Consider the following 26,365-nt stretch of genomic DNA (forward strand, 5'->3'; position numbering starts at 1 on the left):
TCAGCTCCCGAACATCCGGCGCAGTCGGGTCGCTGGCGTCGCGAGCGCGTGCAGCAGCAGGCCTTCGTGATCGGCGTCGATGACCAGCGAACCGGGGGTCGCGGAGAGCACGCCGGTGATCAGCGCCGCCCGCCCCGCTCGCCGGTCCGCGCTTGTCCGCGGGCCGATGTCGAGTTGCTCGAACCGCCCGACCGGCCTGCCGCGCGCCGCGAGCAGCAGCGCGCCCGCTCCCTCGCGCACGATCGCGCCCGGCAACGCTGCCAACAACCGCGCCGCTGCGGCCGGTAGTCGCCAATTCCCCCGCACCGCAATACGTCCCACCCGTGCCGCGAAGGCGATCGGTAGGGCGATCACGCACGCCGCGATCAACTCATCGATGGCGACCGCGCTGGTTGTCACCATCCAGACCACCACCAGAACCGCCCACCACCCGGCGACTTCCGCGGCTGCTCCGAACCCGGGCCGCCCCGTCATGGCGACGGCCTCCCCGCTCGGTGTGGAACGAATTCCTGCGCTTTGGTTTTCGCGCCTTGCACCATCAGATGCCACCCCTCGGGATCACCGCGCATGACGGCCTCCGCGGTGTCCTTCATCTGCTCGTAGGTCGCATGCGGCGGAATCGGCGGGACCTCCGGATCACAGCGAATATCGAGCAGGACAGGGCGATCCGCGGCCAGCGCCTGCGTCCACGCGTCGCCGATCTGCTCCGGATCGTCGATCGCGAGCGCGGACAAGCCCATACAGCGTGCGAGATCGGCGTATGAGGTGTCCGGAAGTGTCTGTGACTCTTCGAATTTCGGCGCGCCGCCCATGGCGCGCAGCTCCCAGGTGACCTGGTTGAGATCGTTGTTGTGGAAGACGCAGACGATCAATCTGGGATCGTCCCACTGCGGGTAATAGCGCACGACGGTGAGCAATTCGGCCAGGCCGTTCATCTGCATGGAGCCATCGCCGACCAATGCGATCGCCGGTCGGTCCGGATGCGCGAATTTGGCGCCGATGGCATAGGGCACACCGGGCCCCATGGTCGCCAGGGTGCCGGAGAGCGAACCGCGCATACCGGCACGGAACCGCAGGCAGCGGGCGTACCAGTTGGTGGACGAACCAGAGTCCGCGGTGACGATCGCGTTATGCGGAAGCTGTTGCGAGAGTTCCCATACCACGCGCATCGGATTGACCGGCTGCGCCCGCAGCATCGACTGCCGCTCGATCGTCTCCCACCAGCGGACCACATTGCGCTCGATCCGCTCCCGCCACGACCGATCCTGCTTGCGGCGCAGGAGCGGAATGAGCTCGGCCAGTGTGGCTTTCGCATCGCCGACCAGATTCACCTCGGTCGGATAGCGCATTCCGATCATGGTGCCGTCGATATCGATCTGCACGGCGCGCGCCTGGCCGAACTCCGGCATGAATTGGGTGTACGGGAAATTCGATCCGACAATGAGCAGCGTGTCGCAGTCGCGCATCAGCTCATAGCTCGGCCTGCTGCCGAGCAATCCGATCGGGCCGGTGACGAAGGGCAGATCGTCGGGCAGCACATCCTTGCCGAGCAGTGCCTTCGCCACACCGGCACCGGTGAGTTCGGCGATTTGCACCACCTCGCGCACGGCCGAGCGCGCGCCCTGTCCGACGAGGATCGCGAGCTTCGATCCGGCGTCGATGATCTCGGCGGCGCGTTCGATCTCGCCGTAGGGCGCGATCACCGTCGCGGTCACCGAATGCGGCGGGCTGGACGGCACCTGCTTGAAGGCGTGTTCGGGTGGCTCGTAGGGCTCTTCCTGCAGATCGGCGGGGATGATCACCGCGGTGGGCGCGCGCCGGGTCATCGCGGTGCGGAACGCCCGGTCCAGCGCATTGGGCAGCTGACTGGAGACATTCACCTCGACCAGATAATCGCTGGCGACATCCTTGAACAGGCTCTGCAGATCGACTTCCTGCTGATAGCTGCCGCCCATCGCGCTGCGCGCGGTCTGACCGACGATGGCGACGACCGGGACGTGGTCGAGTTTGGCGTCATAGAGGCCGTTGAGCAGATGTATCGCCCCCGGACCGGAGGTGGCCGTGCACACCCCCACGTGACCACTGAATTTTGCGAATCCGGTGGCCTCGAAGGCCGCCATCTCCTCATGTCTGGCCTGGACGAACCGGGGTTTGTTGTCCGCGCGGCCGAAGGCGGCGACCAGGCCGTTGATGCCGTCGCCCGGGTAGCCGAAAACGTGTTTCACGCCCCATTCGCGCAGACGCTGCAGGACATGGTCGCCAACCTGTTGTGTCATGGGGAACTCCTGTAGGTATCCGGGTTGGTCAGAGCGGTGATACCCAGCGAATGGCCGGACAATCTGCGGGTATGCGGTGTCCGGGAGCACCGATGGTCATCACGGCTCCTTACTCGTGGTCGTCACCGAATCGGGGCAGGCGTACCGAGGATTCGAACAGCAACGCGTGTACGAAGGCCTGCGGCATATTGCCGCGCAGCTGACGCTGGGTGACGTCGAACTCCTCGGCGAACAGCCCCGGCGTGCCGCATGCCGCCCTGTTGCGTTCGAAGTAGTGTGCGGCCGAAACCCGGTATCGGAGTTGGGCGGCCGCGATCGACATGATGAATCCGCAGAGCAGGAATGCGCCCTCGGTGGTCTCCAATGGCTGCTCGTCGTGGCGGTAGCGATAAACGTAGAAGTCCGTGCACAATTCGCGCTCGATGGCCTGGTAGGTGGCAAGGCTGCGCGGATCGTCGACGGACATGCCACCACGAATAGCGGGCAGCAGCAGGGCGACGTCGACGCCCGCCGCATCCGGCGCCTGCTGCCAAGCGCCGTTGGGATGCACACTGGTGCGGGCGGTTTCGGCGATGATGGTATCGGCCAGTTCCGCACAGATCACCGGGTCGGCACCGCTGGCCGCGACCCCGGCGACCGCGCGCAGGCCGCTGACACAGGCCAGCCGGGAATGGGTCCAATGCCGGTTCTCGATCTCCCAGATGCCCGCATCCGGTCGATGCCAGTTGTCGGCGATCGCGGCGACCGCTACCGAGACCGCCCGGCGATCGTCCTCGGTCAGCCGGTCGTGCCGCGCGGCCGCGGCGAATAGCAGCAGCGCCTCGCCGAAGGTGTCGAGCTGGAACTGGTGGCTCACCCGGTTGCCGACGAGCGTCCGAGCGCCCGGGTAGCCGGGCAGGTCCAACTCGCTCGGCTCCGGGATCGCATGACCGGTGACGGTATAGGAGGGCCGCAGCTCGGGACCATCGGCGAGCAGCCGTTCGGCAACGAACCGTATTGCATTGTCCAACAACGGATGCGGTCCGTCGGCGGCCACCGCCAGCCCGGCGTAGCACTGGTCGCGGATCCACACATAGCGGTAGTCGTAGTTTTCGCCGCGGTCCGCGCGCTCCGGTAGGCTGGTGGTGGCGGCGGCAACCATACCGTTTGTGCCACTGGTCATTCCGCGCATGACCGCATAGGCCTGCGCGGTATCCCGGGTCGCGACACATGGCCCCAGCTCCGGCACTTCGCGCTGCCACGCGGCTTCGGTGCTGGCCCATACTGTGTGCGGATCGGGCGCATCGACAGGCAGGGTCGCATCGGACAATTCGAGGACCAGATCGTGAATCTCGCCCTGCCGCAGTGTTATTCGTTCGCTCCAGCCGGTCGAGTCGCGCACCGACGCGGCTGAGCCACCACCCCAGCGCAGCGCGAGGTCACCGACCCGCGCGTACCACACCCCGTCCTCGGTGCGGTGCAGGTCGCGGGCCGGTGCCCGGCCGAATCGGCCCGCGGGGCGCAGCACCACATCGACCTCGGCGTCGCCGTGCACCGCGATGACGCGCCGCAGCACGACGACGCGGTGCGGATCGCCGGGAAACGCCAGGGCCTCCCGGCATTCGACAACCGACGATCCGACCACCCAGTGCGAATTCCATATCAATGTGCCCGGCTCGTAGTACCCGCCCCACACATATCGCCCGGTCGGGGTCACCGAATACACTCCGCCGCCGCCGACCAATGCGGCGAAGACCGCGTCACTGTGCCAACGCGGCGCGCACATCCAGTCGAAATCTCCGTGCGGACCGACCAGTGCGCCGCGTTCCCCATCGGCGAGTAATGCGTAATCGCGCAGCACCTGCGGCTGGGTGATCTTTTCGGCCGTCACAACGGTCGGATACCACGGTAAGCGGCGGGCAATCCTCCGGATTCCCGGCCCGGATCAGGCCTTGCCCAACGCCCTCGCGAGCTGTCCCTTGGTCATCTTCGAACGGCCCTTGATATTTCGCTGTCTGGCCTCGTTGTACAGCTGGTCACGCGTCGGGCCCTTCGGGCCGCGGCGGCCCGAGCGCTGCCCGCCGCGCTGCTGGGGCGATTTGTCCTGGATCGAGCTGCGGCTCGCGGTCCTGGTCTGCCCGGCTTGCGCGCGATTCTTGTTGACCGTGCGCGCGGCCATCTCCTTCGCCCGCTTCTCGGTCGCACCCTGTTCCCGCGCCGACTCCCTGATGTGCTCATACTGGCGTTCTTGCTTACTGCTCCATTCCTTGGGCATGTCGAACACCTCCTGCCTGCCGGATACCCGCACTTCGGCTGCGAAACCACGATCCGGCCGATGTTGCGCGCCGATTGCGCGCTGCCGCCGAATCGTCCCCGAGCGTCGGGAGTCGATGTGGTCGCGGGCGCGACCAGCCGAGTGATCGGCGTCGATATGCTGGCCGCGTGAAGGTACTTCCTGCCACGTTGGTGACCGTCGCCGATGATCTGGACGCGGTGACGACGGTCGGGCACGAGGACGATCCGGCCGATGCCGGACTGACCAGCGTCGAGGTCGAGTCGCTGTGGGCGTCGGTGCAGGCGTGGTACCGATTGGGGACGACGCCCGCAATTCAGACGTGTGTGCGGCGCAACGGCACTATCGTGTTGAACCGGACGATCGGGCACGGCTGGGGAAATTCGCCGCGCGACAGCGCTGATGCGGAGAAGGTGCTCGCGACGCCGCAGACACCGTTCCTCGGCTTCTCCACCGCCAAGGGGGTGTCCGCCGCGCTGATGTTCATGCTCGTCGAGCAGGGCGCCTTCGAGCTGAATGATCCTGTGTGCAAGTACATTCCGGAGTTCGCGGCCCATGGCAAGGATGCGATCACGATCGGCGATGTGCTGTCGCATTCGGCCGGGGTGCCCTTTGTCACGCCGCCGTACAAGGGGGTCGAGCTGGTGCTCGACGAGGAGTTGGCCGTGCGGGGGCTGGCCGATCTGGTGCCGAGTTGGCGACCTGGCCGATTCCGGGTCTACCACGCATTGACCAGCGGCCTGATCCAGCGCCTGCTGGTGCAGCGGGCCACCGGCAAGCGGATGCGCGAGCACCTCGCCGAACAGGTACTCGAGCCATTCGGCTTCCGCTGGACCAACTTCGGAGTCCGCCCGGAGGATGTCGACAAGGTCGTCCCCAGCGTGAAGACCGGCCCCGCGCCGTCGCGAATGTCGATCTTCCTGGCGCGCAAGGCACTCGGCGGCCGCGTGGACGGCGCGACCGCCAAATCCGCGAACCACGCCTTCCTGACCGCCGAACTGCCCTCGGGCAACCTCGTCACCACGGCCTGCGAACTGTCGCGCTTCTACGAAATCCTCACCCGCGGTGGCGAACTCGACGGAATCCGGATCATGAAGCCGGAAACCCTCCGCGCAGCGATCCAACCCGCGCCGCGGCTACCCGGCCTGGCCGGACGGGTAAGCCGCGCGGGTTACGAACTGGGTGCCCGCCGATCCAAATTCGGCCGAAACACCCAGTCCCACTTCGGCCGCAGCGGCCTGACCACCCAATACGGCTGGGCCGACCCGGCCCGCGGCCTGTCCGGCGCGATCCTGACCAACGGCAAGGCCACCACCGACACCCAACGCCCCTGGGCCCTGGTCGCTCAAATCTCCAACACCGTCGGCCGCCTCGCCCCCGCCGACCATTGGTTCGACGCCACCTGACGGGCACGGGCAGCAACCATTGTCCCTAAACGAATGAGCAGACCCCGGACCGCACGCCACGCGGCCCTCGAGACGCTGTGTCGCGTATCGGACGCACCGGACTCGGGAGTTCCGGTCCACCGGTCCGCCCCATCTCTCCGCTATGTCCGAATGTGGCGGCCACGTCACGCGGTCACGAAGCGGGTCTCCACTTCGGCGGGTGCGGCGAGGTGGCGGCGGCGGCTCGGCATCAGCATGGTCGGCTGGGTAACGCTCCACGCCGCGCCCGCGCAGACCAACTCCTTGATGCGGGCTCCGATCCGGCCCGTGACGACGGTGTCCGTGGGCTCGTCCGCGGCGGTCACGCGCTGGAAGATGCCATCGCGGCGGCCGAGGCTGATGCACTGGGACACATAGCCGATCGGGGCCTCGGGGACCTTGCGACCGGTCAAGCGGGCGGCGAGGGCGTCGGCGGCCTGCCACGCCATCGGGGATGCCGTGGCGCAGCCCATCCGCAGTGGCTTACCGCCCACCCCTACCGCGTTCGCGGCATCGCCGATGGCGTACACATCCGGATGCGATACCGAGCGCATCGTGGGGTCGACGACGATCCGCCCGGTATCGGTCACCGCCAGGGTGGTGGCGGCCGCGATCGGGTGCACGGTGAAGCCCGCTGTCCACACGGTCAGCTGGGCCGGAATCTGCCCACCCGAACCGGTGACCACGCCGTCGCATTCGACGCGCGTGATGTCGGCATGTTCGCGGACCGTGATGCCGAGCCGGTCGAAGGCGCCGCGCAGGTGGCGCTGGGCCTTATCGCTGAGCCAGTCGCCGACCCCGCCGCGGGCGGCGATCGTGACCGCGAGGTCCGGGCGGGCATCGGCGATTTCGGCGGCCGCTTCGATACCGGTCAAGCCACCGCCGACGACCAGCACGGTCGCACCCGAAGCCAGCTCGTTCAGGCGCGCCCGCAGCCGCAGCGCGGCCGGTTTCCCGGCAACGTTGTAGGCGTACTCGGCGACACCGGGAACGCCGCAGTCGGCGACGGTGCTGCCGAGGGCGTACACGAGGGTGTCATAACCGATGGTCTCGGCGCCGTGCGCACCGGTGAACTCGACGGTCTTGCGGTCCACATCGACCGCACGATCCCTGACAGGAAAAGATTGTGATGTGAGTCACCACTGAGCCGCGAGTGGGCGATGGGGTCCGGTGGCCGCCCACTGGCGCGTGATGCGTTCCAGCTTGTCGGGGTTGACCTGAAGGTGGATCGCCGCGACGCCGCCCGGGGTCGGGTCGAGGCAGAACACGCCGATGACCCGCCCGTCGACCTCGACCAGCACCGCGGGACCGCCGTTGACTACGGCGGCATAGAAGACGGGGCGGCCAGCGACAAAGGCGCGCTTGGCAGCGGTCGGCTGGAACAGACCACGCAGGTACCGCGCGATAACGAAGGCACCGATGACCGGGGCCTTGCGGGCCGGAATCCGGCCACCGCCGTCGGCGATGCTGACCGCGTCAACGGTCAGCAGCCGGATCAGTGGCTCGGTGTCACCGCTGAGGCCAGCGGCGAGAAATTCCTCGACGATCTTCCGCGCGGCGGCCGCATCGACCTCGGTGCGGGCCCGGCCGGTGCTGACATGCTGCTTGGCACGCCGGTAGATCTGCTGGCAGTTCGACTCGGTGACGTCAAGGATCTCGGCGATCTCGCGGTGGGAATACCCGAACGCCTCACGCAGCACATACACCACGCGCTCATTGGGCGAGAGCCGCTCCATCAAGGTGAGCATCGCCATGGAGACCGACTCGCGCTGCTCGACGGTATCGGCCGGACCGAGCATCCGGTCCCCGGCCAGGACGGGTTCCGGAAGCCATTGCCCCACATAGGTTTCCCGCCTGGCCCGCGCGGAGGTGAGCTGATTGAGGCAGAGATTGGTGAGTACCTTCGTCAGCCACGCCTCGGGCGTCTCGATCAGTTCCCGCTGCGCCGCATGCCACCGCAGAAACACATCCTGCACCGCGTCCTCGGCATCACTGGCCGACCCCAGCAGCCGATACGCGATCGCCTCCAAGCGGCCTCGGAACCCCTCGAACAGATCGGCTTCGTGCGTACTGAGCAACATCGCCCCATGGTCTTCCATGTACGCAGGCCACGTCCACCCCCGGCCCGAGCCGAGGCCGCAACGGCTCCGACCTGGCCCACCTCACCGACGCCAGCGCGCTCGGTCGAGGCACCGGCCTGGTCGTACAGGATCCCCTCGACAGATCGACACCATGTGCCGCGCGGCAAGACGCGCGGTCAGGAAGTACGAGGTCGTATAGGCCGCGATCGGCAGTGCGAACCTCGGTTCACTGAGCCGACCGAATTCGGCTCGAATCGGGAATTGGTGCGCACGGCATCCGCTTGCGTGACTACGCTTTTCGGTGCACGCACACGCAATCCGATATCGCGCGGAGGGGTGGATATGACAAGTTCTCGGTCGACGGTCGAGATCGACCAGACCAAACCGAGCATTTCCCGCGTCTACGATGCGCTGCTCGGCGGGAAGGACAACTACCCCGTCGACGAAAGAGTCTGCGAGAACCTGCGTGCGACCACACCGCACATCGATGATCTGGCGAAACTGAACCGCGAGATCCTGGGTCGCGGCGTGCGCTACCTCGCCAGCGAGGTCGGACTGCGGCAGTACCTCGACCTCGGTGCTGGCCTGCCGACCGAGGAGAACACCCACCAGATCGCCCAATCGCTGCAGCCGGGCGCACACGTCGTCTACGTCGACAACGATCCGATCGTGCTGGCGCACGGACGCGCGCTGCTGGAGGAGAACGACCGAACCGTCGTCGTCACCGCCGACCTCCGCAATCCCGATAATGTGCTCGAGCACCCGGATGTGCAACGGATGATCGACTTCGACCAACCGGTGGCCGTCATGCTCGTCGGCTTGCTGCACTATCTGGACGATGACGAAGATCCGGCAGGCGTCGTCGACGGATATATGAACGCCGTGCCCTCGGGCAGTCACCTGTTCATCACGCACTTCTGCGACTCGGGCCCGGACGCCGAGCGAACCGAGAAATCCTTCCTGGAATTCCTCGGCAGCGGCCGCTTCCGCACCCAGGACCAGATACTCGACCTGTTCCTCGGCTACGACCTGGTCGAGCCCGGCCTGGTCTACCTGCCCCGGTGGCGTCCGAACCGCATCGTGCGCGACAAGTTGACCACTATCGAGCGCCTGATGGTCGGCGCCATCGCGCGCAAACCCTGATAACGCGCCCCCCCGGGCGACGCCCCGGCGGCGGCGATTAGCGGGGCGGACCGCGGGTATGGCGCATATATGGTCCCGACCATCGATGAGCTACTACACGCGCTGACCCGCGCCGTGAACACGCTGGCGGATACCGATATCCGCTTCGCGGTCGCGGGCGGGTGCGCGGTGTACGCGCGCGGCGGGCCCGCTTCGGAACACGATGTGGACATCCTCATCAAACCCGCCGATCTCGCCCGCGCCCGCGGCGCACTGGCCCGTGGCGGACTACGGGTCGCGGATCCGCCCGAAGACTGGCTGGCCAAGGTCTATGACGGCGGCGTCCTCATCGACCTGATCTACCGGCCGAACAACCGCGACGTCACCGACGAACTGCTCGATCGCGCCACCGTGATGCGCGTCGGTCCCGCGATAGCGCCGGTGATCAGTGCGACCGATCTGATGATCGACAAATTGCTGGTCTTCGATGCGCACCGACTGGATCTGAGCCCGCTGCTGCACGTCGCGCGCGATCTGCGCGAGCAGGTGGATTGGGACCGAGTACGCGAGGAAGCCGCTGGGTCGCCCTACGCCCGAGCCTTTCTCGGACTGGTGGACGACCTCGGCTTGATCGAGCCGAAGGAGGGGCAGTAGATGGATCGGCCGCAATATCTGGTCGCGCACCTGCGCCGGGCACTGGCCGAGGATCCGCGCACCGCCGAACTCGGCGTTCAGGTGACGATCCGCGGCGATGTGGTCGTTCTCGTGGGCGAGGTGAGCAGCGCCGAACGCAAGCAGCAGATGGAAAACGTTGTGCGCGAACAGCTTCCGCAGGCACGCATCCACAACGATGTGCACGTCACGCCGCCCGCCGCGCCCGGGGACACCGAGGCGCTGGCGGACTGAGACCGGAAAGGAGGGCGACGCATGCGGATCGCGGCAATCGGCGACGTACATCTCGGCGTCGAATCGCGCGGCGAATTCCGTCCCGCGCTGGCGCAACTGCCCGACCGCGCCGATGTGCTGCTGCTGGCCGGCGATCTCACCCGGCACGGCACCGTGGCCGAAGGCCGGGTCGTCGCCACGGAATTCGCCGATCTCGGCATCCCGGTGGTCGCGGTCCTCGGCAATCACGACCACCACAGCGACGCACAGGACGAGATCACCGCGACGCTCACCGATCACGGCATCACCGTATTGGAAGGAACGGCGGCCGAATTCACGGTCGACGGACACACCCTCGGCATCGCCGGGACGAAGGGCTTCGGCGGTGGCTTCGCCGGGAAGTGCGCGAGCGTCTTCGGCGAGCGGGTCATGCGCGAATTCGCCGCGCACACTGTCGATCTCGCGCAGAAACTGGGCGAGGCACTGGCCGGCCTGCACACCGACATCACCGTGGCCATGACCCACTACTCCCCCATCAGCGACACCCTGCACGGCGAGCCGCGCGAAATCTATCCGTTCCTCGGCTCCTACCTACTCGGCGAGACCATCGACGACCAGGGCGCCGACCTCGCGATCCACGGGCACGCACACGCGGGCATCGAACGCGGCACCACCCCCGGCGGCATTCGCGTGCGCAATGTCGCGTTGCCGGTGGTGCGCACCGCCTACGTCGTCTACGAACTGACGCCCGAAGCGAAATAATTGAAATAATAAGGAGTACCGATGCCCTCGCTCGGATCCACCGCCGCGCTGGCCGCGGCGATGCTGGCCGCGGTCCTGCTCGTCGGCTGCGACGCCAACGGCGATATCAATCCGCTGCCCGGCACCCCCACCTCACATCCGAACATCACCATTACGTTCTCCTCTCCGGGCAGCCCGGCGCAGGTGCCCAATACGGATGAGATCACGCCGGCGGCGGCGGGACAGCTGTGCGAGATGATCGGACCCGAGGTCGACAAGTGGCGCACCCAGGGCACACAGCTCGGCAAGATCAGCTTCAATGGCACCGTGCACGATTGGGCCGCCCGCAACGGCGGCCTCAACGACACCGTCATCAGGGATCGCGCCGTCGTCGATCGCATTACCGGCACCACATGCCCGGACGTCCGGCAACAGGCTCTCGACGCCTTGCAGATCTCGACGCTGGCCGACGGTCTGCTGGGATTCGGTCGCTGACTACCGAGGTCAGGAAGTTTCGGAAACGGTTCGGGTGGCCAGGATTCCGGCCAGGATGACGCGTAGCCCGTGGTCGAATTCGGCATCGGTATCGGCCTCGAAGAAGTCGGCGACCATGCGGGCGGCTCGGGGGTAGCGGTCGGCATCGACGGCGTGCGCCAGCTGGGCGAGATCGTAGGGATTGCCGTCGGCGTACTCCGCACCGGAGTGGGACTGCTCCTCGATAACGAACCCGACCGTATAGTGCAGCAGGATCGGGAAGACCCGCTCGGCGTCGAGCGCCGAGAACCCCGCATCCTCGAGGGTGCGCAGTGTCAATTCCGCGGTGCGCCACATGGCTTCATCGCTCACGTAGGTACCGGCCAGCACCTTCGCCCCGTCCCGATAGCGCAGCATCGACCGGCGCAACCGTCCGGCCAGCGCCGCCACCCAGTCCTGCCAGTCCTCTCCCCGCCGCGGCGCCTCGACGCCGTCGACCGCGGATACGAAGACCCGCTGTGCCATCGCGTCGAGCAGTTCGCGCTTGTTCTTGACATGCCAGTACAGCGCGGGCGCCTGCACGTCCAGTGCCGCGGCCACCTTGCGCATGGTCAGCCCATCGAGACCGACCTCATCGAGCAGCCCGAGCGCGGCATCGGCGATCACCTTGGCATCGATCTTCACTGTCACCTCCGCTGTTCGAATCCCTTGACAGCTTAACAATGTTCTGGTCTCCTTAACAACGTTAAATCGCTTAACGTTGTTAAGGAGACCGACATGGAAACCACCGAGGTAGTGATCGCCGGCGCCGGACCGACCGGCCTGATGCTGGCCTATGAACTGCGCCTGGCCGGAGTGGATGTGGCGCTGGTCGACGGACTCCCGGCGCGGACCGGCGAATCCAGGGCGGGTGGCATCCATGTCCGCACCATGGAGATCCTCGATCAGCGCGGCCTGCTCGACGATTTGCTCCCACTCGGCCGCATCATGCAGGCCGGACACTTCGCCGGCCTGCCCCTGGACTTCAGCGATTTCCACACTCGCTACCCCTTCATGCTCGCGGTACTGCAGTCGGTGATCGAACGCGAACTCGACCGGCACGCAACCGAACTCGGCGCGGTTGTGCAGTGGGCCTCGCCGGTCATCGACTTCCGGCAGGACGCGACGGGTGTCGAGGTGGAGATCGGCGGCCCGAATCCGCGCCGGATCCGCGCCGCCTACCTGGTCGGCTGCGATGGCGGCCGCAGCGCGGTGCGCAAACTCGCCGGCATCGACTATGTCGGTACCGACGCGACCGTGACCGGCATGCTCGCCGATGTCGAACTGGCCGATCCGCCCGCACAGCCCTTCTTCGGCCATCGGCGCGGTGCTGGCGACTTCTCCGTGGTGCAATTCGAGCCCGGCTGGTACCGACTCGTCGTGCAGCGTCACGACCGTGTTCTCGAGCGCGGCACCGAACTGAGCTTCGAGGACTTCCGCACCAACTTCGTCGAGGTCGCGGGCACCGACTTCGGCATGCACAGCCCGCGCTGGGTCTCGCACTACGGCGACGCCGCCCGTCAGGCCGACCGCTACCGCGTCGGCCGCGTCTTCGTGGCCGGGGATGCCGCGCACATCCACTACCCGGCGGGCGGCCAGGGACAGAACCTCGGCATCCAGGATGCGGTGAATCTCGGCTGGAAGCTCGCCGCGACCTTGCGCGGCAACGCATCCGACGAACTGCTCGACACCTACGAGACCGAGCGCCACCCCATCGCGGCCCGGGTCCTGAACAACACCCGGGCCCAAACCGCGCTGGGCCGTCCCGGCCCGCACACCGACGCGCTGCGCGAGGTCATGAGCGATCTGATCGATATGGAGCAGGTGCGCCATCGCCTCGGCCTCATGATCACCGCACTCGATATCCGCTATGACATCAAGGGCGAGCACCCGCTCGTCGGCCGCCGCATCCCCGATGCCGATCTCACGACCGCGACGGGCGCGACCCGGGTGCACGAACTCCTGCGCGCGGGCCGCCCGGTGCTGCTCGTACTCGACGGAAACGACGTTCCAGCGGTACCGCAATGGCACGACCGAATCGCCATCGTCCGCGCCGAGAGCCGCGATGAGCAGTGGGCCGTCCCCGGCGTCGGCGAGATCCCGGCCCCGGCCGCGGTCCTGCTGCGACCCGACGGCTACGTCGCATGGGCGAGCGAGGAACCCGCCGCCGCGGGATTGCCCGAGGCCCTCACCGTCTGGGTCGGTGCACCGGCCTGACACACCCATGCTGCCCGTTTGCGCCGTCGCACCCACCCGGCGAAATATGCTGCGAATTAGCGGGTGGCAGAAATACCGAGCGGACGGTCTTGTTGATCTTGTTACGAAGGAGGTAATTAGTTGATCTTGATGGCTCCGGGGTGACACTGTCGCCGAACGGACACAGTTCGAAAATCCGCCAGAGAAAGATCAAAAACGTTGCCTCGCAAAGGCGTTGTTGATGTGTATGCTATCGATCAATCACGACCCCACTACGAGGTGGGATGATGACCGAGGACGGTGTCGAAGTGGATGTGAATGCACTCCGAATGCGCCGTGCGACTGTCTTCGCAATAGGCGTCGGCGTACTGACTCTGGCGGCAGCCGGGCCGCTCGATCGGTTGCTGCTCGGTCTGTTCATCTGTCTCGGACTCGGACTCGGTTGGTTGAATGCCCAACTCACCCGGTTGACCGTCAACCGGGTCGCCGATGCCGAGAAACCGCGGAAACAGGGGTTGTACCTCTCATCGGCGGTTCGACTGGCCGGAATAACGGGCGGTTCGCTCGTCGTGGGTTTCCTGGCAAGACCCCATGGCATCGGAATCTTCTTCGGCCTGGCGGCCTTTCAAGTGATTCTGGTGTTGGTGACCGTCTTGCCTGAAGTGAAGGAGCTTCGCCAGCAATCATGACGAATCAACTCGCCTTCATCGCCCGGTCGGCCGTTCCGGTGCTCGCGCAGGAGCAGCCCGCCGAAGAGCCGAAGATCAAGGTCGGCGAACACGCGGTCGCACATCTGTGGGGCATGGACTTCAATGTCGACACGATCATCTCGACGGCCTTGGCCGCGGCGATCGTGCTCGGCTTGGCGTTCTACCTGCGGGCCAAGCTGACCTCGGGCGTGCCCAACGGCGTGCAGTTGTTCTTCGAGACCGTGACGGTCGGGATGCGCAACCAGGTGGAGAGCGCCATCGGCATGAAGGTCGCGCCGTTCGCGCTGCCATTGGCCGTCACCCTGTTCATCTACATCCTGCTGTCGAACTGGCTGTCGGTGCTGCCGGTGCAGTACGGACACGGCGAATTGATCGCACCGCCCGCATCTGATGTCAATTTCGTCTACGCGCTGGCCCTGTTCGTATTCATCATGTATCAGGGCGCAGGTGTGTACCGGCGCGGTCCCGGCGGGCATGCCAAGCAGTTGCTGAAGGGTCACACCGGCTGGGGCCCGATGGTTTTCATCAATGTCATCGAGGAAGTCGCCAAACCGCTCTCGCTGTCGCTGCGATTGTTCGGCAACATGTTCGCGGGCGGCGTCATGGTCTCGGTGATCGCATTGTTCCCGTTCTGGATCAGCTGGGGTCCGAATGCCATCTGGAAACTCTTCGACCTGTTCGTCGGAGCCATCCAGGCATTCATCTTCTCCCTGCTGACCGTCCTGTACTTCAGTCAGTCGATGTCGCTGGAGCACGAACACTAACAGCCAGCGACTGCTTTGCTCGGTCGCTCGAAACAACAATTGATCGGCGCCGCCGATCGAGCTCAGGTAACAGAACAGGAAGTGAAAAATGGCAGACGCAACAACGGCGGCCATCGTCCAGGGCGCCCTCATCGGCGGCGGCATCATTATGGGCGGCGGCGCCATCGGCGCGGGTATCGGTGACGGCCTTGCCGGTGCCGCGCTGATCAACGGCGTTGCCCGTCAGCCGGAAGCGGAGGGTCGCCTCCGCGGTAACTTCTTCCTGACCGTCGGTCTGGTCGAGGCGGCGTACTTCATCAATCTAGCGTTCATGGCGCTCTTCGTATTCGCTACTCCCGGTAAGTAATAAAGCATGACTCCGCGAACGGATGTAGTTGCCGAGGGGAATTTCCTCATTCCCAACGGCACATTCTTCGTCGAGCTGTTGATCTTCCTGATCGTGCTCGGGGTCATGTGGCTGTTCGTCGTTCCGCCGATACGCAAGGTATTGGCGGAACGCGAGGAGAGAGTCGCGGAGACCGCGGTCGACAACAAGCAAGCCAAAGCCTTGTTCGCCGACGCCGAAGCGAAGTATCAGGCGGCCGTTGCGCAGGCGCGCAGTGAAGCGGTCGCGATCAGGAATCAGGCACGGGCCGAGGGCCGAGTTATCCTCGAGCAGTTGCGAAGTGAGGCGCAGGAAGAGGCCGACAGGATTGTCGCGGAGTCCGCGACGGAACTGCGGGCCCAGGCGGACCAAGTGGCCGCGGAGCTGCGTGAGACTGTCGAACCGCTCGCCGAGACATTGGCCGATCGTGTGCTCGGCATCAAGGATCGGCACGCCCGTTCCAGCGCGGGCCATCAGTCAGAGCGAGCGTAGACAATGAACCTCACCACCAACATCCTCGCCGCGGCATCCGAAGACTCCGGCATTTTCCACATCACCTTCGACTGGCCGATCTTCTTCAGCCAGCTGTTCGGTTTCGCCGTCATTATCTTCATCATCGTCAAATACATCGCGCCGCCGGTCGGGCGGCTGATGGCCAAGGCGCAGAACAATATTCAAAAACAAATAGACGACAATGAGGCCGCCGCGACGCGCCTGGTAGAGGCCAAGCGGGCCTATGACAACGCCGTCTCGGACGCCCAGGCCGAACTGGAGCACATCCGCGAGGATGCGCGCATCGATGCCGAGCGCATCGTCGCCAAGATGCGCGAATTCGCCGACGCCGAGGTCGCCCGGGTCCGCAGCCAAGGCCGCGACCAGATCGCCCAGATGCGCACCCAGCTCATCCGCGATCTGAAGGCCGACCTCATCGATACGGTGCTGGACAGCACCGAGGAGAAGGTCCGCTACGAAATCGGCTCCACCCACGTAGCGGCCGACAGCATCGATAAATTCCTCGAAGACCTCGAGGCCATGGCCAACGCGGAACCGCCGATCCGCCGCCGCGCCCAACCCTGGGCATTGTGAAACCAGGTGGTCGCCGGACCGCTTGCCCTGGCATGCTGACCGCGTGACCACTGCCGAGATCACGGTCGATTTCGCACCCGAACTGCGGCTGTTCGTCGCCGCGGCACAGCGCGCGGGTCGCTCGGCCGTGCGGATCGACGACAGCTCGACGCTCGGGCACATCGTGGAGTCGCTCGGTGTGCCGCTCACCGAGGTGGGCGCGCTGCTGGTCGACGGTCACCCGGTTGATCCGGCCCATCTGCCCGCCGACGGCGAGGCGGTCTCGGTGCGCGCCGTGGTCCGCCCCCAGCACATCGCCGAACCGGTGCGATTCCTCCTCGATATCCACCTCGGGACCCTCGCACGGCGATTGCGCCTGCTCGGTATCGACGCCGCCTACGAGAAACCGGATATCGGAGACGCGGCACTGGCCACGCGCTCGGCGCTCGAACACCGCATACTGCTCTCCCGCGATCGCGGACTACTGCGGCGCCGCGAAATCTTCGCGGGCGCATACATTTACAGCCACCGCCCCGCCGAGCAACTCGATGATGTGCTGTCACGTTTCGCACCACCGCTCGCGCCATGGACCCGCTGCACGGCCTGCAACGGCCAGCTCCGGGTGACCGATAAGCAGACCCTGCGCGGACAACTCCCCGACGACACCGAAGGCACCTACGAAGCCTTCGCGCAGTGCGTCGACTGCGGCCGAACCTATTGGAAGGGCGCACATCACGCGAGCCTCGACGCGATCGTGACGCATGCCGTGCGGAACTTCGGTACCTGAGCCCATCCTCGGCCCGGAGGCGTTCGCACCCAGCGGATCAGGCTCCGAACGCGCCCTCGAGACGGCTGCGCGAACCGGGGTGCACCAGCCGCGCGACGCTTACCAGCGCATGGGCGGACCAAGTGCGCCGCCGGATCTGCAGACAGGGTTCGGTGCGTCGGATCCGCAGCAGTTCGCAGTCCTCGCGACTGCCCTGCACCGCTTCGACCACATGCTCGCCGCGAACCAGCGGCGCGACCTCGCTGAGGTAGCGGTTCGGGGTGATATCGGCGAAATTCTGGTCGAGATAGCCCGGGGCCGCGGCCGGATTGACGTAGCGGTCCTCCAACTGGATCGGTACGTCATCGTCGAAATGCACCAGCAGCGAATGGAATACCGTATCCGCTGGCCAGTCGTCGAGCAGCCGATTGTCGGCATCGACGGATTCGCTGCGCAGGTAGATCACCTCGGTGCGATGCCGGTGGCCGCGCTGCTGGATCTCGTCGGCGATATTGCGCACCTCGAACAGCGGCGAGGCCACCTTCGCGGGCGCGACGAAGGTGCCGACGCCCATCATCCGAACGACCACACCCGCCGCGGCCAGTTCGCGCAGCGCACGGTTGACCGTCATGCGGGAGATCCCGAGCGCGTCGACCAATTGATGCTCCGAGGGCAGCAGATCGCCCGCGCCCCAACGCCCGGCGGCGATCTGCGAGCGGATGAGATTCTTGATCCGCTCGTACGCCGGCGCCGAATCCGGTCCGGACGCCGCGAACAAGACCGCCAGGTCTGCATCGCGCACGGGGCGGTTCATCGCCTCCACCTCTCGGTCTCTCATCGGCGGCCGCGTGGGCCCGCCGTGGTCACGCAAACCGCCGCCGGGCCCGTCGCTCGGACCACGACCTCTGCGCGCCACCCTATCCGTTCCGGTTGACAGCCACTTGTATATACAGGACTATGCATCTGGGCAGCCTCTATGGCCCAGAGCACAGACCGAGCGCGACACCGGGTCCACCCCGCACCGCACTTGTCGCAGCTGCTCCCCTTCTCTTGACGGAAGGCGGATTCATGCCGCACAACGACGAATTCGACACCGGACTCCAGATCGAGCACCGCACCATCGAAGTGATTCCGGATGCCGAGCGCCACGGCACGCCGCGGAACCAGTTCACCCTGTGGTTCGGGGCGAATATGCAGATCACCGCGATCGTCGACGGCGCACTCGCGGTGGTCTTCGGGGCCGACGCGCTCTGGGCCATCATCGGCCTGCTCCTGGGCAATATCCTCGGCGGCATCGTCATGGCCCTGCATTCCGCGCAGGGGCCGCGACTCGGTCTGCCGCAAATGATCTCCAGCCGAGCCCAATTCGGCGTCCTCGGTGCCGTGCTGCCGCTGCTGCTGGTGATCGTGATGTATCTCGGCTTCGCCGCGACCGGCACGGTACTGGCCGGTCAAGCGGTGAACAAAATTCTGCACGTGGACAATTCGACGGTCGGCATCCTCGTCTTCGGTGCGCTCACCGCGGTGGTCGCGGTAACCGGCTACCGGCTGATCCACGTCATCGGCCGGATCGCCACCGTGGTCGGCATTATCGGCTTCACCTACCTGAGCATTCGCCTGTTCGCCGAATACGATGTCAGCGCCTATGTCGGGAGCAAATCCTTCGACATCGTGACCTTCGTGCTCGCGATCTCCCTCGGCGCGGGTTGGCAGCTCACCTTCGGACCCTACGTCGCCGATTATTCGCGCTATCTGCCCCGCTCGACGAGTGCGCGGACCACCTTCTGGTCCACCTTCGCGGGCAGCGTACTCGGCTCGCAGTGGGCGATGACGCTCGGCGCGCTGGTGGCCGCGGTGGCCGGAAAGGCGTTCCTCGGCAATCAAGTCGGGTTCATCGGCGATCTCGCGGGCCCGTCCGCGATCGCGCTGCTGATCTACCTGGTGATCGTTGTCGGCAAGCTGACGGTGAACTGTCTCAATGCCTATGGCGGGTTCATGTCCATCCTGACCTCGGTGACCGCGTTCAACGGTCGCTCGCACACCACGCAGGCCGCCCGAACTGCCTATATCGTCGGCTTCACCGCGGTGTCGATGCTGATCGCGGTCGGGGCCAGCGCCGATTTCCTGAACAACTTCAAGAATTTCGTGCTGGTGCTGCTCATGGTGTTCACCCCATGGAGCGCGATCAATCTGATCGACTACTACCTGATCTCACGCGAACGCATCGACATCCCGGCGCTCTACGATCCCGACGGCCGCTACGGGCGCTGGAACGTCGCCGCACTGACCTGCTACGCCCTGGGCATTCTGGCCCAGATCCCATTCCTCGCCCAGAAGCTCTACACCGGCCCGATCACCGACATGCTCGGCGGCGCCGACATTTCCTGGATCGTCGGCATCGCCTTCACCGCCGCCATCTACTACCCCCTCGCCCGCCGCACCAGCAACCCACCCGACCGCATGATCTATCCCGCCGACACCGCGACAACCCGCGTACCCTGACCCCGCCCACCCCACCAGCGGGCACAAGCCCCTTGGACAAGCGATCACCATGCGCTCATACAGGTGAACGTCGAGAGCGAAAGTGCACCAACGCATTCTCGACTCATTCGGAACGTTGTTCGGGGATGCGGTGAATGCGGGCTGTGTGCCGAACGGGGGCGATGTTCTGGTTGTGGTGATTGGGGAAGTGCTCTGCATGGCGGCTGGAGTCGCGGCCGGGCGCGTTGAGACGACCAGCGATCTGCGTGCCGGTCAGGTCGTGCTGTCGATTGGGGTGACCATTCGAGACAGGAGCATTCAGCCGATCGCGGCTTGCTCAATCATAGCTAGTTACCGGCGAGTCGGGTGTAGACCTTGGTAGGAGCGATCCGCACGCACCTACCGGGAGGGGTTTTGCGCAACGAGTTGGGCCGGGGTCTCCGTGAGCTCGCCAACAAAGATGATGACCTTTCTGAGTGGCGGCCAATGCATTTCGATCTCACCATGGAAAGAGACCGGTCGGCATTATCTGCGCTGTTGGCCGGTACGACCTTGCAACGGGTACATGACCCGGTTCGCGAACAGTTACGTCAGCTCATCTCCGCGCGCGACCCCGCCTGTTCGCGTGCCGAGGTGGACCGGCGCGCACATCGGCATCTGAACGGCAAGGAACCCAGCGAGTACGGCGTGTGGGTGTGGTATCCGTGGTCGGCCGATCTCGTACATGTGTTGCCCGAGGCGGAGTTTCGGGAGGTGCGCACGGATCGCAACCGCTACTGCATCACCCCGGCCGAACAGCAGCGACTCGCACGGATGCGGATCGGTGTGGTCGGGCTTTCGGTCGGCAATGCCGCCGTGCTCACCCTCGCACAGGAGGGCATCGGCGGTTCGTTCAAGATCGCGGACTTCGACCGCCTCGGCCTGGCGAATCTGAACCGCATCCGCGCCCGCGTGGCCGACCTCGGCATCGAGAAGACCGTCATCGCCGCCCGGCAGCTGTTCGAGATCGATCCGTATCTGCGAATAGAACGGTGTCCGAGGGGAATTCGGCCGGAGGCCATCGATGACTTCCTGCTCGGCGGCGGTGGTCTCGATCTGCTGGTCGAGGAATGCGACGACCTGCCGACCAAGGTGCTGCTCCGGGAGCGGGCGCGCCTGCACGGCATCCCGGTGATCATGCAGACCAGCGATCGCGGGCTGCTCGATATCGAACGCTTCGATCTCGAAGCGGATCGGCCCATCTTCCACGGTCTGCTCGGTTCGGTACGGGCCGAAGAGCTTCGCGATCTCAGCGCGGCGGACAAGATCCCGTTCGTGCTCGAAATCCTCGACGCGGACCGCATCAGCACCCGCGCGGCGGCATCGCTGCCGGAGGTCGGACAGACGATCGGCAGTTGGCCGCAGCTCGCCTCGGGGGTCGCGCTCGGTGGCGCGATCGTCGCGGATGCGGCGCGGCGACTGCTGCTCGGCGAGCCGGTCGGATCGGGACGCTACTACCTCGACCCGGCCGAACTGATCGATGCCGGACACCGAACCCATCACGAACCAGTCTCCGCCACACCACCATTCGCGATCGCCGCCGACGCACAGGCGGCCCCGCCGCTGCCACCGGAACCGGCCGAGCGCGGCACCGTTTCCGATGAGGCGGCGCGGTGGATCGCGGCCATGGGCACACTGGCGCCATCCGCCTACAACGCCCAGCCCTGGGCGCTGACCTGGCATCGCGACGATGCCGTCCTCGCGTGCCGCCACGACCCGACGCGCGACCTGCCGAGCCTCGACTTCGCACACGGCGCCACCTGGGTCGCCTTCGGCGCGTTATTCGAGAATATCGACTTGGCGGCCGGCCATCTCGGCCTGCGCGCACGGATCCGGACCTGGCCGCGCCCGCATGACACCCACCTCGTCGGGACGGTCGAACTGTCCGCCGCACCGGAATTCGAGCCGTCGCCGCTCGTCGCGCAGATCGCGGCACGGATCACCAATCGGCGCCGCGATACCCGTCGCCCGCTCGGTGCGGGGGTGGCGCAATCGCTGGCCGCGGTCTGCGCCGAATCCGGCGGTCATTTGCAACTGCGCTGCGAGCGAACGGAATTGGCCGAAATCGGCGCGCTCATCGGCGCGGGCGACCGGATCGGCCTGCTGAACCGGGCCATGCACCAGGACGCAATGAGCGGCTACCGCTGGACGCCCGAGGAGGTACGGGCCGAACCCTACGGGCTCGATCTCGCCACCGCGGAACTGACCGCGGCCGAACGCGCGGCACTGCGGCTGCTGAGTCAGTGGCGCGTGGCGCAGTGCCTCGCCGATATCGGTGGCGGACGGGCACTGGAAGACCTCTCCCGCGGCGCGGTGGCCAGCGCCGCCGCGGTGGGGCTGCTGACGGTGCCTGGTATGTCGCGCGAAAGCTATCTGCGTGGCGGACGCGCCATGCAGCGGATGTGGCTCACCGCGACAGCGGAAGGCATTGCGCTGCAACCGATGACGGCGCTGCCCTACCTTTTCGCCCGACTCGAGCGCGGCGGGGGCAACGGTCTGTCCAGGCGCGAACAGGCCGAACTCCAGCAGTTGCGCGAGCGCTATCGACGGCTGTTCGAGGCCGAGCCGGACCATGCCGAAGTGCTGCTGTTCCGGCTCGCCTACGCGGGACCGCCGACGGCGCGCTCAGTGCGTCGTCCGCTGTGTCAGGTACTCGAATTCGTCTAGGCGTGGTACGTCGGGTGGTAGTGCTCCCATGCCGCGGCGAGCGCTTGGCGCACATCCGCCGGCAGATGTTCGCGGATTTCGGGGCACAGATGAACGCTGGCCCCGCAGTCATCGCACCAGACCCGGACCGTCCGCGCATCCTTGGCGACTGCCGCGACAATCCAGTCGACGCGCATATTCTCGTGGTCCAGCGTGGCGACCCATCTGTCACCGTACCCATCGACATCCTGGTGAATGGCGTTGACCACTGTCACCTTGAACATGGGCGCGGGCTGCGTCCTTTTCTTCGTCATTGCGATATCCCTCCGGCCCGGCCGAGCAATATGTTCGTGCGACATCGAAGTAACCTCCCGTCGAGCGGGTGCAGCAATCTTCGGGTGACCGGATTGCTTCGCGGCGCAGGAGCTAAAGGTAACTCCGCTTGACGAGCCCGGCAAGGACCGATTTCGGGCTGAAAGCGAAGGGAATCCGCTGGTAAAGAGAACGCAAAGCCTTTGCCCCATTGGCGGTATGGTGCGGCGGCCGCGGCCGCCGCCGTGCCGAACGCCTACCTGATCTGTGGCCACAGCAACCGACCAACGCACGAGTACTCCTGGCGGAATCCGGCGCAATCCGCCGCGGTTACGGAGAAGGAGTTGGGCAAGAAGGGGATTCGGGGTCGCGGCGTCGCAGCAGCGGCAAGCGGATCGAGCGCTCGGCCGAGCGCTCGCTGAGCGCCGACCAACCGTCGCGGCGCAGGTGGATCCAAGCGCCGATCAGCACCGCGAGGAAGGCGATGACGTAACCATTGATCATCACCTTGGTGATCGGCCACCACGGGGGCAGCAAGAACACCCCGATCGACACCCAGGTTCTGCTCCAGTGATAGGTCCATGCGGCGGTCGCGGTGAACAGCACCGCCGCGGCGACCCACCAACGCCAGTTGTCCCGCGCCTTGTGCACCAGATAGACCAGCAGCGGCACGAACCACACCCAATGGTGTCCCCAGGAGAACGGCGATACCGCACAGGCGGTCAGACCGGCCAGTGTGATCGACAGCAGCCGCTCACCGCGCTGATACAGCGCCGTGGTGACGACCAGGCTCGCGATCGCGATCGAACCCGCGATGAGCAGCCACAGCCACACCGGTGCCGGCCGATCCAGCACATGCGCGATGACACCGCGAATGGACTGGTTGGCCGGGTGGGTGTCCACCGCGATCCGATTGGACTGGAAGAACGTCGAGGTCCAGTACTCCCGGGAATCGGCGGGCAGGATGACCCAGGCGAAGGCGATGGAGGCGAGGAAGGTGGCGCATGCGGTGACCGCCGAACGCCATTGGCGCAGGGCGACGAAATAGGCGACGAAGTAGATCGGGGTGAGTTTGATCCCTGCCGCGAGTCCGACGCCGATGCCGCGCACCTTGCCGTAGTCGTCGCGCAGCGCGTCCAACAGGATCAGCAGCATCAGCACCAGGTTGATCTGCCCGAAGTAGAGCGTTTGGCGGACGGGCTCGATGAATACGCAGGTCGCCGCCAGCAGGACACTGATCACCACCAGCCGGGCCGTGATCCGATAGCCGAGCAGCCGCCAGCTGAGCAACACACAGCCGATGAGCACGCCCAGGTTGAACACCAGCCAGGTGTTCGTGACGTACCCCCACGGGACCAGATAGATCGGCACGAACGCGATCGTGGAGAACGGCGTATAGGTATACAGCAGCCCACGCATGGTCGGCTCGGTGTACAGCGGGATATCGTGCACGATCCGGAACGCACCGTCCCGATAGATGTGCACGTCGAGCCCGCCGACCAGGAACCCGCCCTTGTCCAGGAAGGGGTCGATGGTGGTGAACAGCAGGATCACCGACAGCAGGGCGCTCCCGGCGAGGATATAGATCGCCGGGCCCCTGCGCGGAAACTCCAGCTTCCGGGTGTCTCGCACCGCTTCGCTATGAACGCGACAGCGCCGACGCGGAACTGATGGTTCTGGATCCTGCTGAGTGGTAAGACCTCATCACTGGACCGATCCATCCCTTCGTTCCCACACCCGATGCACGCGGCGGTCGCCAGTTTTTAACGTACCTAATGACCCGAGCCAGCATCATGCCCCGAAGTCTCCCGGCTGGCAAGCGCCGGGATCACCGTTGTCTGCTCGCCCTGGCCCGCCTGCGCTCCGCCTGTAGTTCGGCAAGTTCTTGTTCGAGCATCTCGGCGATGCGGAACTGTCCGGTGTCGTGGATGTCGGGTGTGCGAACGACCTGAAGGTGCGGATCCGGATCGGCGGACGCGTTGCCCTTGCCCCGGGTGTTCTCGGTCGACCTGCTGTCCTTGCGGCCCTCGAGCGAGCTGGCCTTGCGCGATACCGCCGCAGACGAACTGTTCCTGCGCAGTGCCGACACCACCGATGGCTTGCTCTCCGCGACGGGAGCGGGCTCGGCGGCGGCCGGTGCCGCCTTGCGAGCGGTCGCCTTGGCGGGTTGTGGGCTCGCCGGGCGGCTCTCAACCTTGGGCACGGGCGCGGTCTCGGCGACCGGTTCGTCGGATGACGGAGCGAAAGGGTTGTTCTTCGCGACCACCGGCGCGGTCGGTTCCTTGGCGACCGCTGGGCGGTCCTCGGGCTTGGCTGGCGTCACCCGCTGCTCGGGTGCCGCGGGCGCCGAATTGCCCGGCGCGCCGCCGTTCCCGGCCCCGGCGCGGCCATTGCCGTTGCTCGCCGCCCGGCGCGTATCGGGATCGACCTCCGCCACGGTGGCCGAATCACCCTGCGCGGCAGCGCCTTCCCCTTCGGCCGGCGCGGCCGTCTCCTCGACCTCGGCCTCTTCGGCCTCCACGATCGCTTCGACGTCCAGTTCCGCGTCCAGGTTCTCGGCGGCCGCTCGGGACACCTGGGCCGACTCCGCGGACTCCCTACCCGAATCCGAAGCCACCAGAGCCGCGAGCGCATTCGCGCGGTAGGTGGTGATCGACGGGAGCTTCTCCCGGATCTGCTCGGCCGGATCGGGCAACTCGCGAACCTGCTCGGTGGCCCGGTAGATGGCCAGGCCGTAGCGTGCGCTCGCGGCATCGTGGATGAGCAGGGCGACACCGATCATGACCGGCGCGACCGCGTGCACACCGGTCTCGTACCACTCCCCGTCGCGCAGGTACGGGTAGGTGTTGAGGGTGACCGTCAGTGTCAGCAGGGCGATTTCGGCCGCGGCCACCTGTCGGCGGTTATCGATGACACCCCATTCGGCGACCTTATTGGTGCCGACCATGATGATGATCAGACAGACGCTGATCATCGCCTCGATGAGGTAGCTGAACCAGTACAGCGGATCGCCCGGCCCGCCCGGCGCGATGTTGTGCTGCACATTGACCGCGGACCACAGCATGCCCGCCGCCACCACGCCCGCCAGCGCGCGCAGTGACCATCCTCGGTGCCGGTACAGCGACGCCAGCTTGGCATGCGGACTCGACTCCCGCCGCTGCGCCGCAATTGCCTTGCGGGCTACCAGTAGATCTCTGATGTCGGCCTTCTCGATCGCTTCGGTGGTATGCCTTGCGCGGTCGGCCGCGGAGGCCGCGGCCTGAACCTGTTTCCATCGCTGCGCGCGATCCTCGCCGCGAATCTTCTCGGCGAGCTCACGTTCGGCGATCAGCTCGTCCTCGGACAGCGCCTCGGTGAGCGCGGGATCGAACTGATAGGCCAGTCGTCCCCGCGCTCGCTCGACCCTCCTCGCGAGCTGTCCGACCTCGTCCTCGATGGGATGCTCGATGGTCAAATCGACTCCCCGCGGGAGAGATTCGACGGCAGACAGGTGATCACGCGTGGGAACGGCACCAGACATTCATAGTCGATGCACCGTTGCCAGCGAAACTGTCAATTTGCCGCCGGTGGGCTGTGTCGCGGCGCGCCGCGCGCGACACACGCATCACAGGTTTCGATTTAACGACGATTTAGTACTCGCGGATGCCGCCCCGCGGCGCAACGACCACGCGGTTGAGCGGCATCGGCGCACGGCCAACCGAATGTTTG

Annotated in this window: 26 protein-coding genes; 15 read left to right on the forward strand and 11 right to left on the reverse strand. The window is 66.2% G+C overall.

The window, feature by feature from the left end; all coding sequences use genetic code 11:
- From ACQP0C_RS34225 to ACQP0C_RS34240, 4 genes are all read right to left on the reverse strand, one after another.
- Positions 1-474 (reverse strand): Na+/H+ antiporter subunit E, encoded by a 474-nt coding sequence (locus tag ACQP0C_RS34225; protein ID WP_433726791.1) that lies wholly within the window; start codon positions 472-474, stop codon positions 1-3.
- Positions 471-2,276: a thiamine pyrophosphate-requiring protein gene (locus ACQP0C_RS34230; RefSeq protein ID WP_433726793.1), complete on the reverse strand. Its 1,806-nt coding sequence runs from the start codon at positions 2,274-2,276 to the stop codon at positions 471-473. Before ACQP0C_RS34230 ends, ACQP0C_RS34225 begins: the two co-directional genes overlap by 4 nt.
- Before the next feature lie 109 nt (positions 2,277-2,385).
- Positions 2,386-4,146: a glycoside hydrolase family 15 protein gene (locus ACQP0C_RS34235; protein WP_433726795.1), complete on the reverse strand. Its 1,761-nt coding sequence runs from the start codon at positions 4,144-4,146 to the stop codon at positions 2,386-2,388.
- A gap of 54 nt (positions 4,147-4,200) precedes the next feature.
- Entirely contained in the window at positions 4,201-4,530 is a 330-nt protein-coding gene (locus tag ACQP0C_RS34240; RefSeq protein WP_433726797.1) for a plasmid stabilization protein, read from the reverse strand.
- A 167-nt stretch (positions 4,531-4,697) separates the two neighbouring features.
- Between ACQP0C_RS34240 and ACQP0C_RS34245 the strand changes: the two genes are divergently transcribed.
- Complete coding sequence (locus ACQP0C_RS34245; protein WP_433726799.1) at positions 4,698-5,954, forward strand: serine hydrolase domain-containing protein; 1,257 nt, start codon at positions 4,698-4,700, stop codon at positions 5,952-5,954.
- A gap of 164 nt (positions 5,955-6,118) precedes the next feature.
- Here the strand turns inward: ACQP0C_RS34245 and ACQP0C_RS34250 are convergent, their stop codons facing one another.
- Both ACQP0C_RS34250 and ACQP0C_RS34255 read right to left on the reverse strand, forming a co-directional pair.
- Positions 6,119-7,066 carry an NAD(P)/FAD-dependent oxidoreductase gene (locus ACQP0C_RS34250; protein WP_433726801.1) on the reverse strand — a complete coding sequence of 316 codons (948 nt, stop codon included), beginning with the start codon at positions 7,064-7,066 and terminating at the stop codon, positions 6,119-6,121.
- 42 nt (positions 7,067-7,108) lie between these two features.
- The gene (locus tag ACQP0C_RS34255; protein ID WP_433726803.1) at positions 7,109-8,053 is read right to left on the reverse strand and encodes an RNA polymerase sigma-70 factor; all 945 of its coding nucleotides are present in this window, start codon (positions 8,051-8,053) and stop codon (positions 7,109-7,111) included.
- A gap of 342 nt (positions 8,054-8,395) precedes the next feature.
- Here ACQP0C_RS34255 and ACQP0C_RS34260 point away from each other — a divergent pair, with 342 nt between their 5' ends.
- From ACQP0C_RS34260 to ACQP0C_RS34280, 5 genes are all read left to right on the forward strand, one after another.
- A complete protein-coding gene (locus ACQP0C_RS34260; protein WP_433726805.1) occupies positions 8,396-9,196 on the forward strand; it encodes an SAM-dependent methyltransferase in 801 nt (266 codons plus the stop codon).
- A 69-nt stretch (positions 9,197-9,265) separates the two neighbouring features.
- The gene (locus ACQP0C_RS34265; protein ID WP_433726807.1) at positions 9,266-9,829 is read left to right on the forward strand and encodes a nucleotidyltransferase family protein; all 564 of its coding nucleotides are present in this window, start codon (positions 9,266-9,268) and stop codon (positions 9,827-9,829) included.
- Positions 9,830-10,081: a BON domain-containing protein gene (locus ACQP0C_RS34270; protein WP_433726809.1), complete on the forward strand. Its 252-nt coding sequence runs from the start codon at positions 9,830-9,832 to the stop codon at positions 10,079-10,081.
- Positions 10,082-10,102: 21 nt separating this feature from the next.
- On the forward strand, positions 10,103-10,822 hold the full coding sequence (locus ACQP0C_RS34275) for a metallophosphoesterase family protein (RefSeq protein ID WP_433726811.1): 720 nt from the start codon (positions 10,103-10,105) through the stop codon (positions 10,820-10,822).
- A gap of 21 nt (positions 10,823-10,843) precedes the next feature.
- On the forward strand, positions 10,844-11,296 hold the full coding sequence (locus tag ACQP0C_RS34280) for a hypothetical protein (protein WP_433726812.1): 453 nt from the start codon (positions 10,844-10,846) through the stop codon (positions 11,294-11,296).
- A 9-nt stretch (positions 11,297-11,305) separates the two neighbouring features.
- Here the strand turns inward: ACQP0C_RS34280 and ACQP0C_RS34285 are convergent, their stop codons facing one another.
- Complete coding sequence (locus tag ACQP0C_RS34285; protein ID WP_433726814.1) at positions 11,306-11,959, reverse strand: TetR/AcrR family transcriptional regulator C-terminal domain-containing protein; 654 nt, start codon at positions 11,957-11,959, stop codon at positions 11,306-11,308.
- A 93-nt stretch (positions 11,960-12,052) separates the two neighbouring features.
- On the opposite strand from ACQP0C_RS34285, the gene ACQP0C_RS34290 reads away from it, so the two are divergent.
- The 7 genes from ACQP0C_RS34290 to ACQP0C_RS34320 all read left to right on the forward strand — a co-directional run bounded on the left by ACQP0C_RS34290 (position 12,053) and on the right by ACQP0C_RS34320 (position 17,200).
- Positions 12,053-13,531 (forward strand): FAD-dependent monooxygenase, encoded by a 1,479-nt coding sequence (locus ACQP0C_RS34290; protein ID WP_433726816.1) that lies wholly within the window; start codon positions 12,053-12,055, stop codon positions 13,529-13,531.
- Positions 13,532-13,797: 266 nt separating this feature from the next.
- Positions 13,798-14,199, forward strand: a complete 402-nt coding sequence (locus ACQP0C_RS34295; RefSeq protein WP_433680454.1) for a hypothetical protein — start codon at positions 13,798-13,800, stop codon at positions 14,197-14,199.
- A 113-nt stretch (positions 14,200-14,312) separates the two neighbouring features.
- Complete coding sequence (gene atpB, locus ACQP0C_RS34300; RefSeq protein ID WP_433685868.1) at positions 14,313-14,984, forward strand: F0F1 ATP synthase subunit A; 672 nt, start codon at positions 14,313-14,315, stop codon at positions 14,982-14,984.
- 88 nt (positions 14,985-15,072) lie between these two features.
- Complete coding sequence (locus tag ACQP0C_RS34305) at positions 15,073-15,330, forward strand: F0F1 ATP synthase subunit C (RefSeq protein ID WP_040687366.1); 258 nt, start codon at positions 15,073-15,075, stop codon at positions 15,328-15,330.
- Positions 15,331-15,336: 6 nt separating this feature from the next.
- Positions 15,337-15,840: a F0F1 ATP synthase subunit B gene (locus ACQP0C_RS34310; protein ID WP_433726818.1), complete on the forward strand. Its 504-nt coding sequence runs from the start codon at positions 15,337-15,339 to the stop codon at positions 15,838-15,840.
- Between the two features lie 3 nt (positions 15,841-15,843).
- The gene (locus tag ACQP0C_RS34315) at positions 15,844-16,434 is read left to right on the forward strand and encodes a hypothetical protein (RefSeq protein ID WP_433726820.1); all 591 of its coding nucleotides are present in this window, start codon (positions 15,844-15,846) and stop codon (positions 16,432-16,434) included.
- 43 nt (positions 16,435-16,477) lie between these two features.
- Positions 16,478-17,200 carry a Mut7-C RNAse domain-containing protein gene (locus tag ACQP0C_RS34320; RefSeq protein ID WP_433726822.1) on the forward strand — a complete coding sequence of 241 codons (723 nt, stop codon included), beginning with the start codon at positions 16,478-16,480 and terminating at the stop codon, positions 17,198-17,200.
- A 37-nt stretch (positions 17,201-17,237) separates the two neighbouring features.
- Here ACQP0C_RS34320 and hutC read toward each other — a convergent pair whose 3' ends face one another.
- Positions 17,238-17,993, reverse strand: a complete 756-nt coding sequence (gene hutC / locus ACQP0C_RS34325) for a histidine utilization repressor (protein ID WP_433726824.1) — start codon at positions 17,991-17,993, stop codon at positions 17,238-17,240.
- Positions 17,994-18,247: 254 nt separating this feature from the next.
- Between hutC and ACQP0C_RS34330 the strand changes: the two genes are divergently transcribed.
- Both ACQP0C_RS34330 and ACQP0C_RS34335 read left to right on the forward strand, forming a co-directional pair.
- Positions 18,248-19,681 carry a purine-cytosine permease family protein gene (locus ACQP0C_RS34330; protein ID WP_433726826.1) on the forward strand — a complete coding sequence of 478 codons (1,434 nt, stop codon included), beginning with the start codon at positions 18,248-18,250 and terminating at the stop codon, positions 19,679-19,681.
- Positions 19,682-20,086: 405 nt separating this feature from the next.
- Positions 20,087-22,366 (forward strand): Rv1355c family protein, encoded by a 2,280-nt coding sequence (locus ACQP0C_RS34335; protein WP_433734730.1) that lies wholly within the window; start codon positions 20,087-20,089, stop codon positions 22,364-22,366.
- Here the strand turns inward: ACQP0C_RS34335 and ACQP0C_RS34340 are convergent.
- The 3 genes from ACQP0C_RS34340 to ACQP0C_RS34350 all read right to left on the reverse strand — a co-directional run bounded on the left by ACQP0C_RS34340 (position 22,363) and on the right by ACQP0C_RS34350 (position 26,111).
- Positions 22,363-22,659: a hypothetical protein gene (locus tag ACQP0C_RS34340; protein ID WP_433726828.1), complete on the reverse strand. Its 297-nt coding sequence runs from the start codon at positions 22,657-22,659 to the stop codon at positions 22,363-22,365. The genes ACQP0C_RS34335 and ACQP0C_RS34340 overlap by 4 nt on opposite strands.
- Before the next feature lie 328 nt (positions 22,660-22,987).
- The gene (locus ACQP0C_RS34345; RefSeq protein ID WP_433726830.1) at positions 22,988-24,289 is read right to left on the reverse strand and encodes a glycosyltransferase 87 family protein; all 1,302 of its coding nucleotides are present in this window, start codon (positions 24,287-24,289) and stop codon (positions 22,988-22,990) included.
- A gap of 196 nt (positions 24,290-24,485) precedes the next feature.
- Positions 24,486-26,111 carry a hypothetical protein gene (locus ACQP0C_RS34350; protein WP_433726832.1) on the reverse strand — a complete coding sequence of 542 codons (1,626 nt, stop codon included), beginning with the start codon at positions 26,109-26,111 and terminating at the stop codon, positions 24,486-24,488.
- Positions 26,112-26,365: the final 254 nt, after the last annotated feature.

The organism is Nocardia sp. CA-129566 (assembly GCF_050956075.1).
Classification (GTDB): domain Bacteria; phylum Actinomycetota; class Actinomycetes; order Mycobacteriales; family Mycobacteriaceae; genus Nocardia.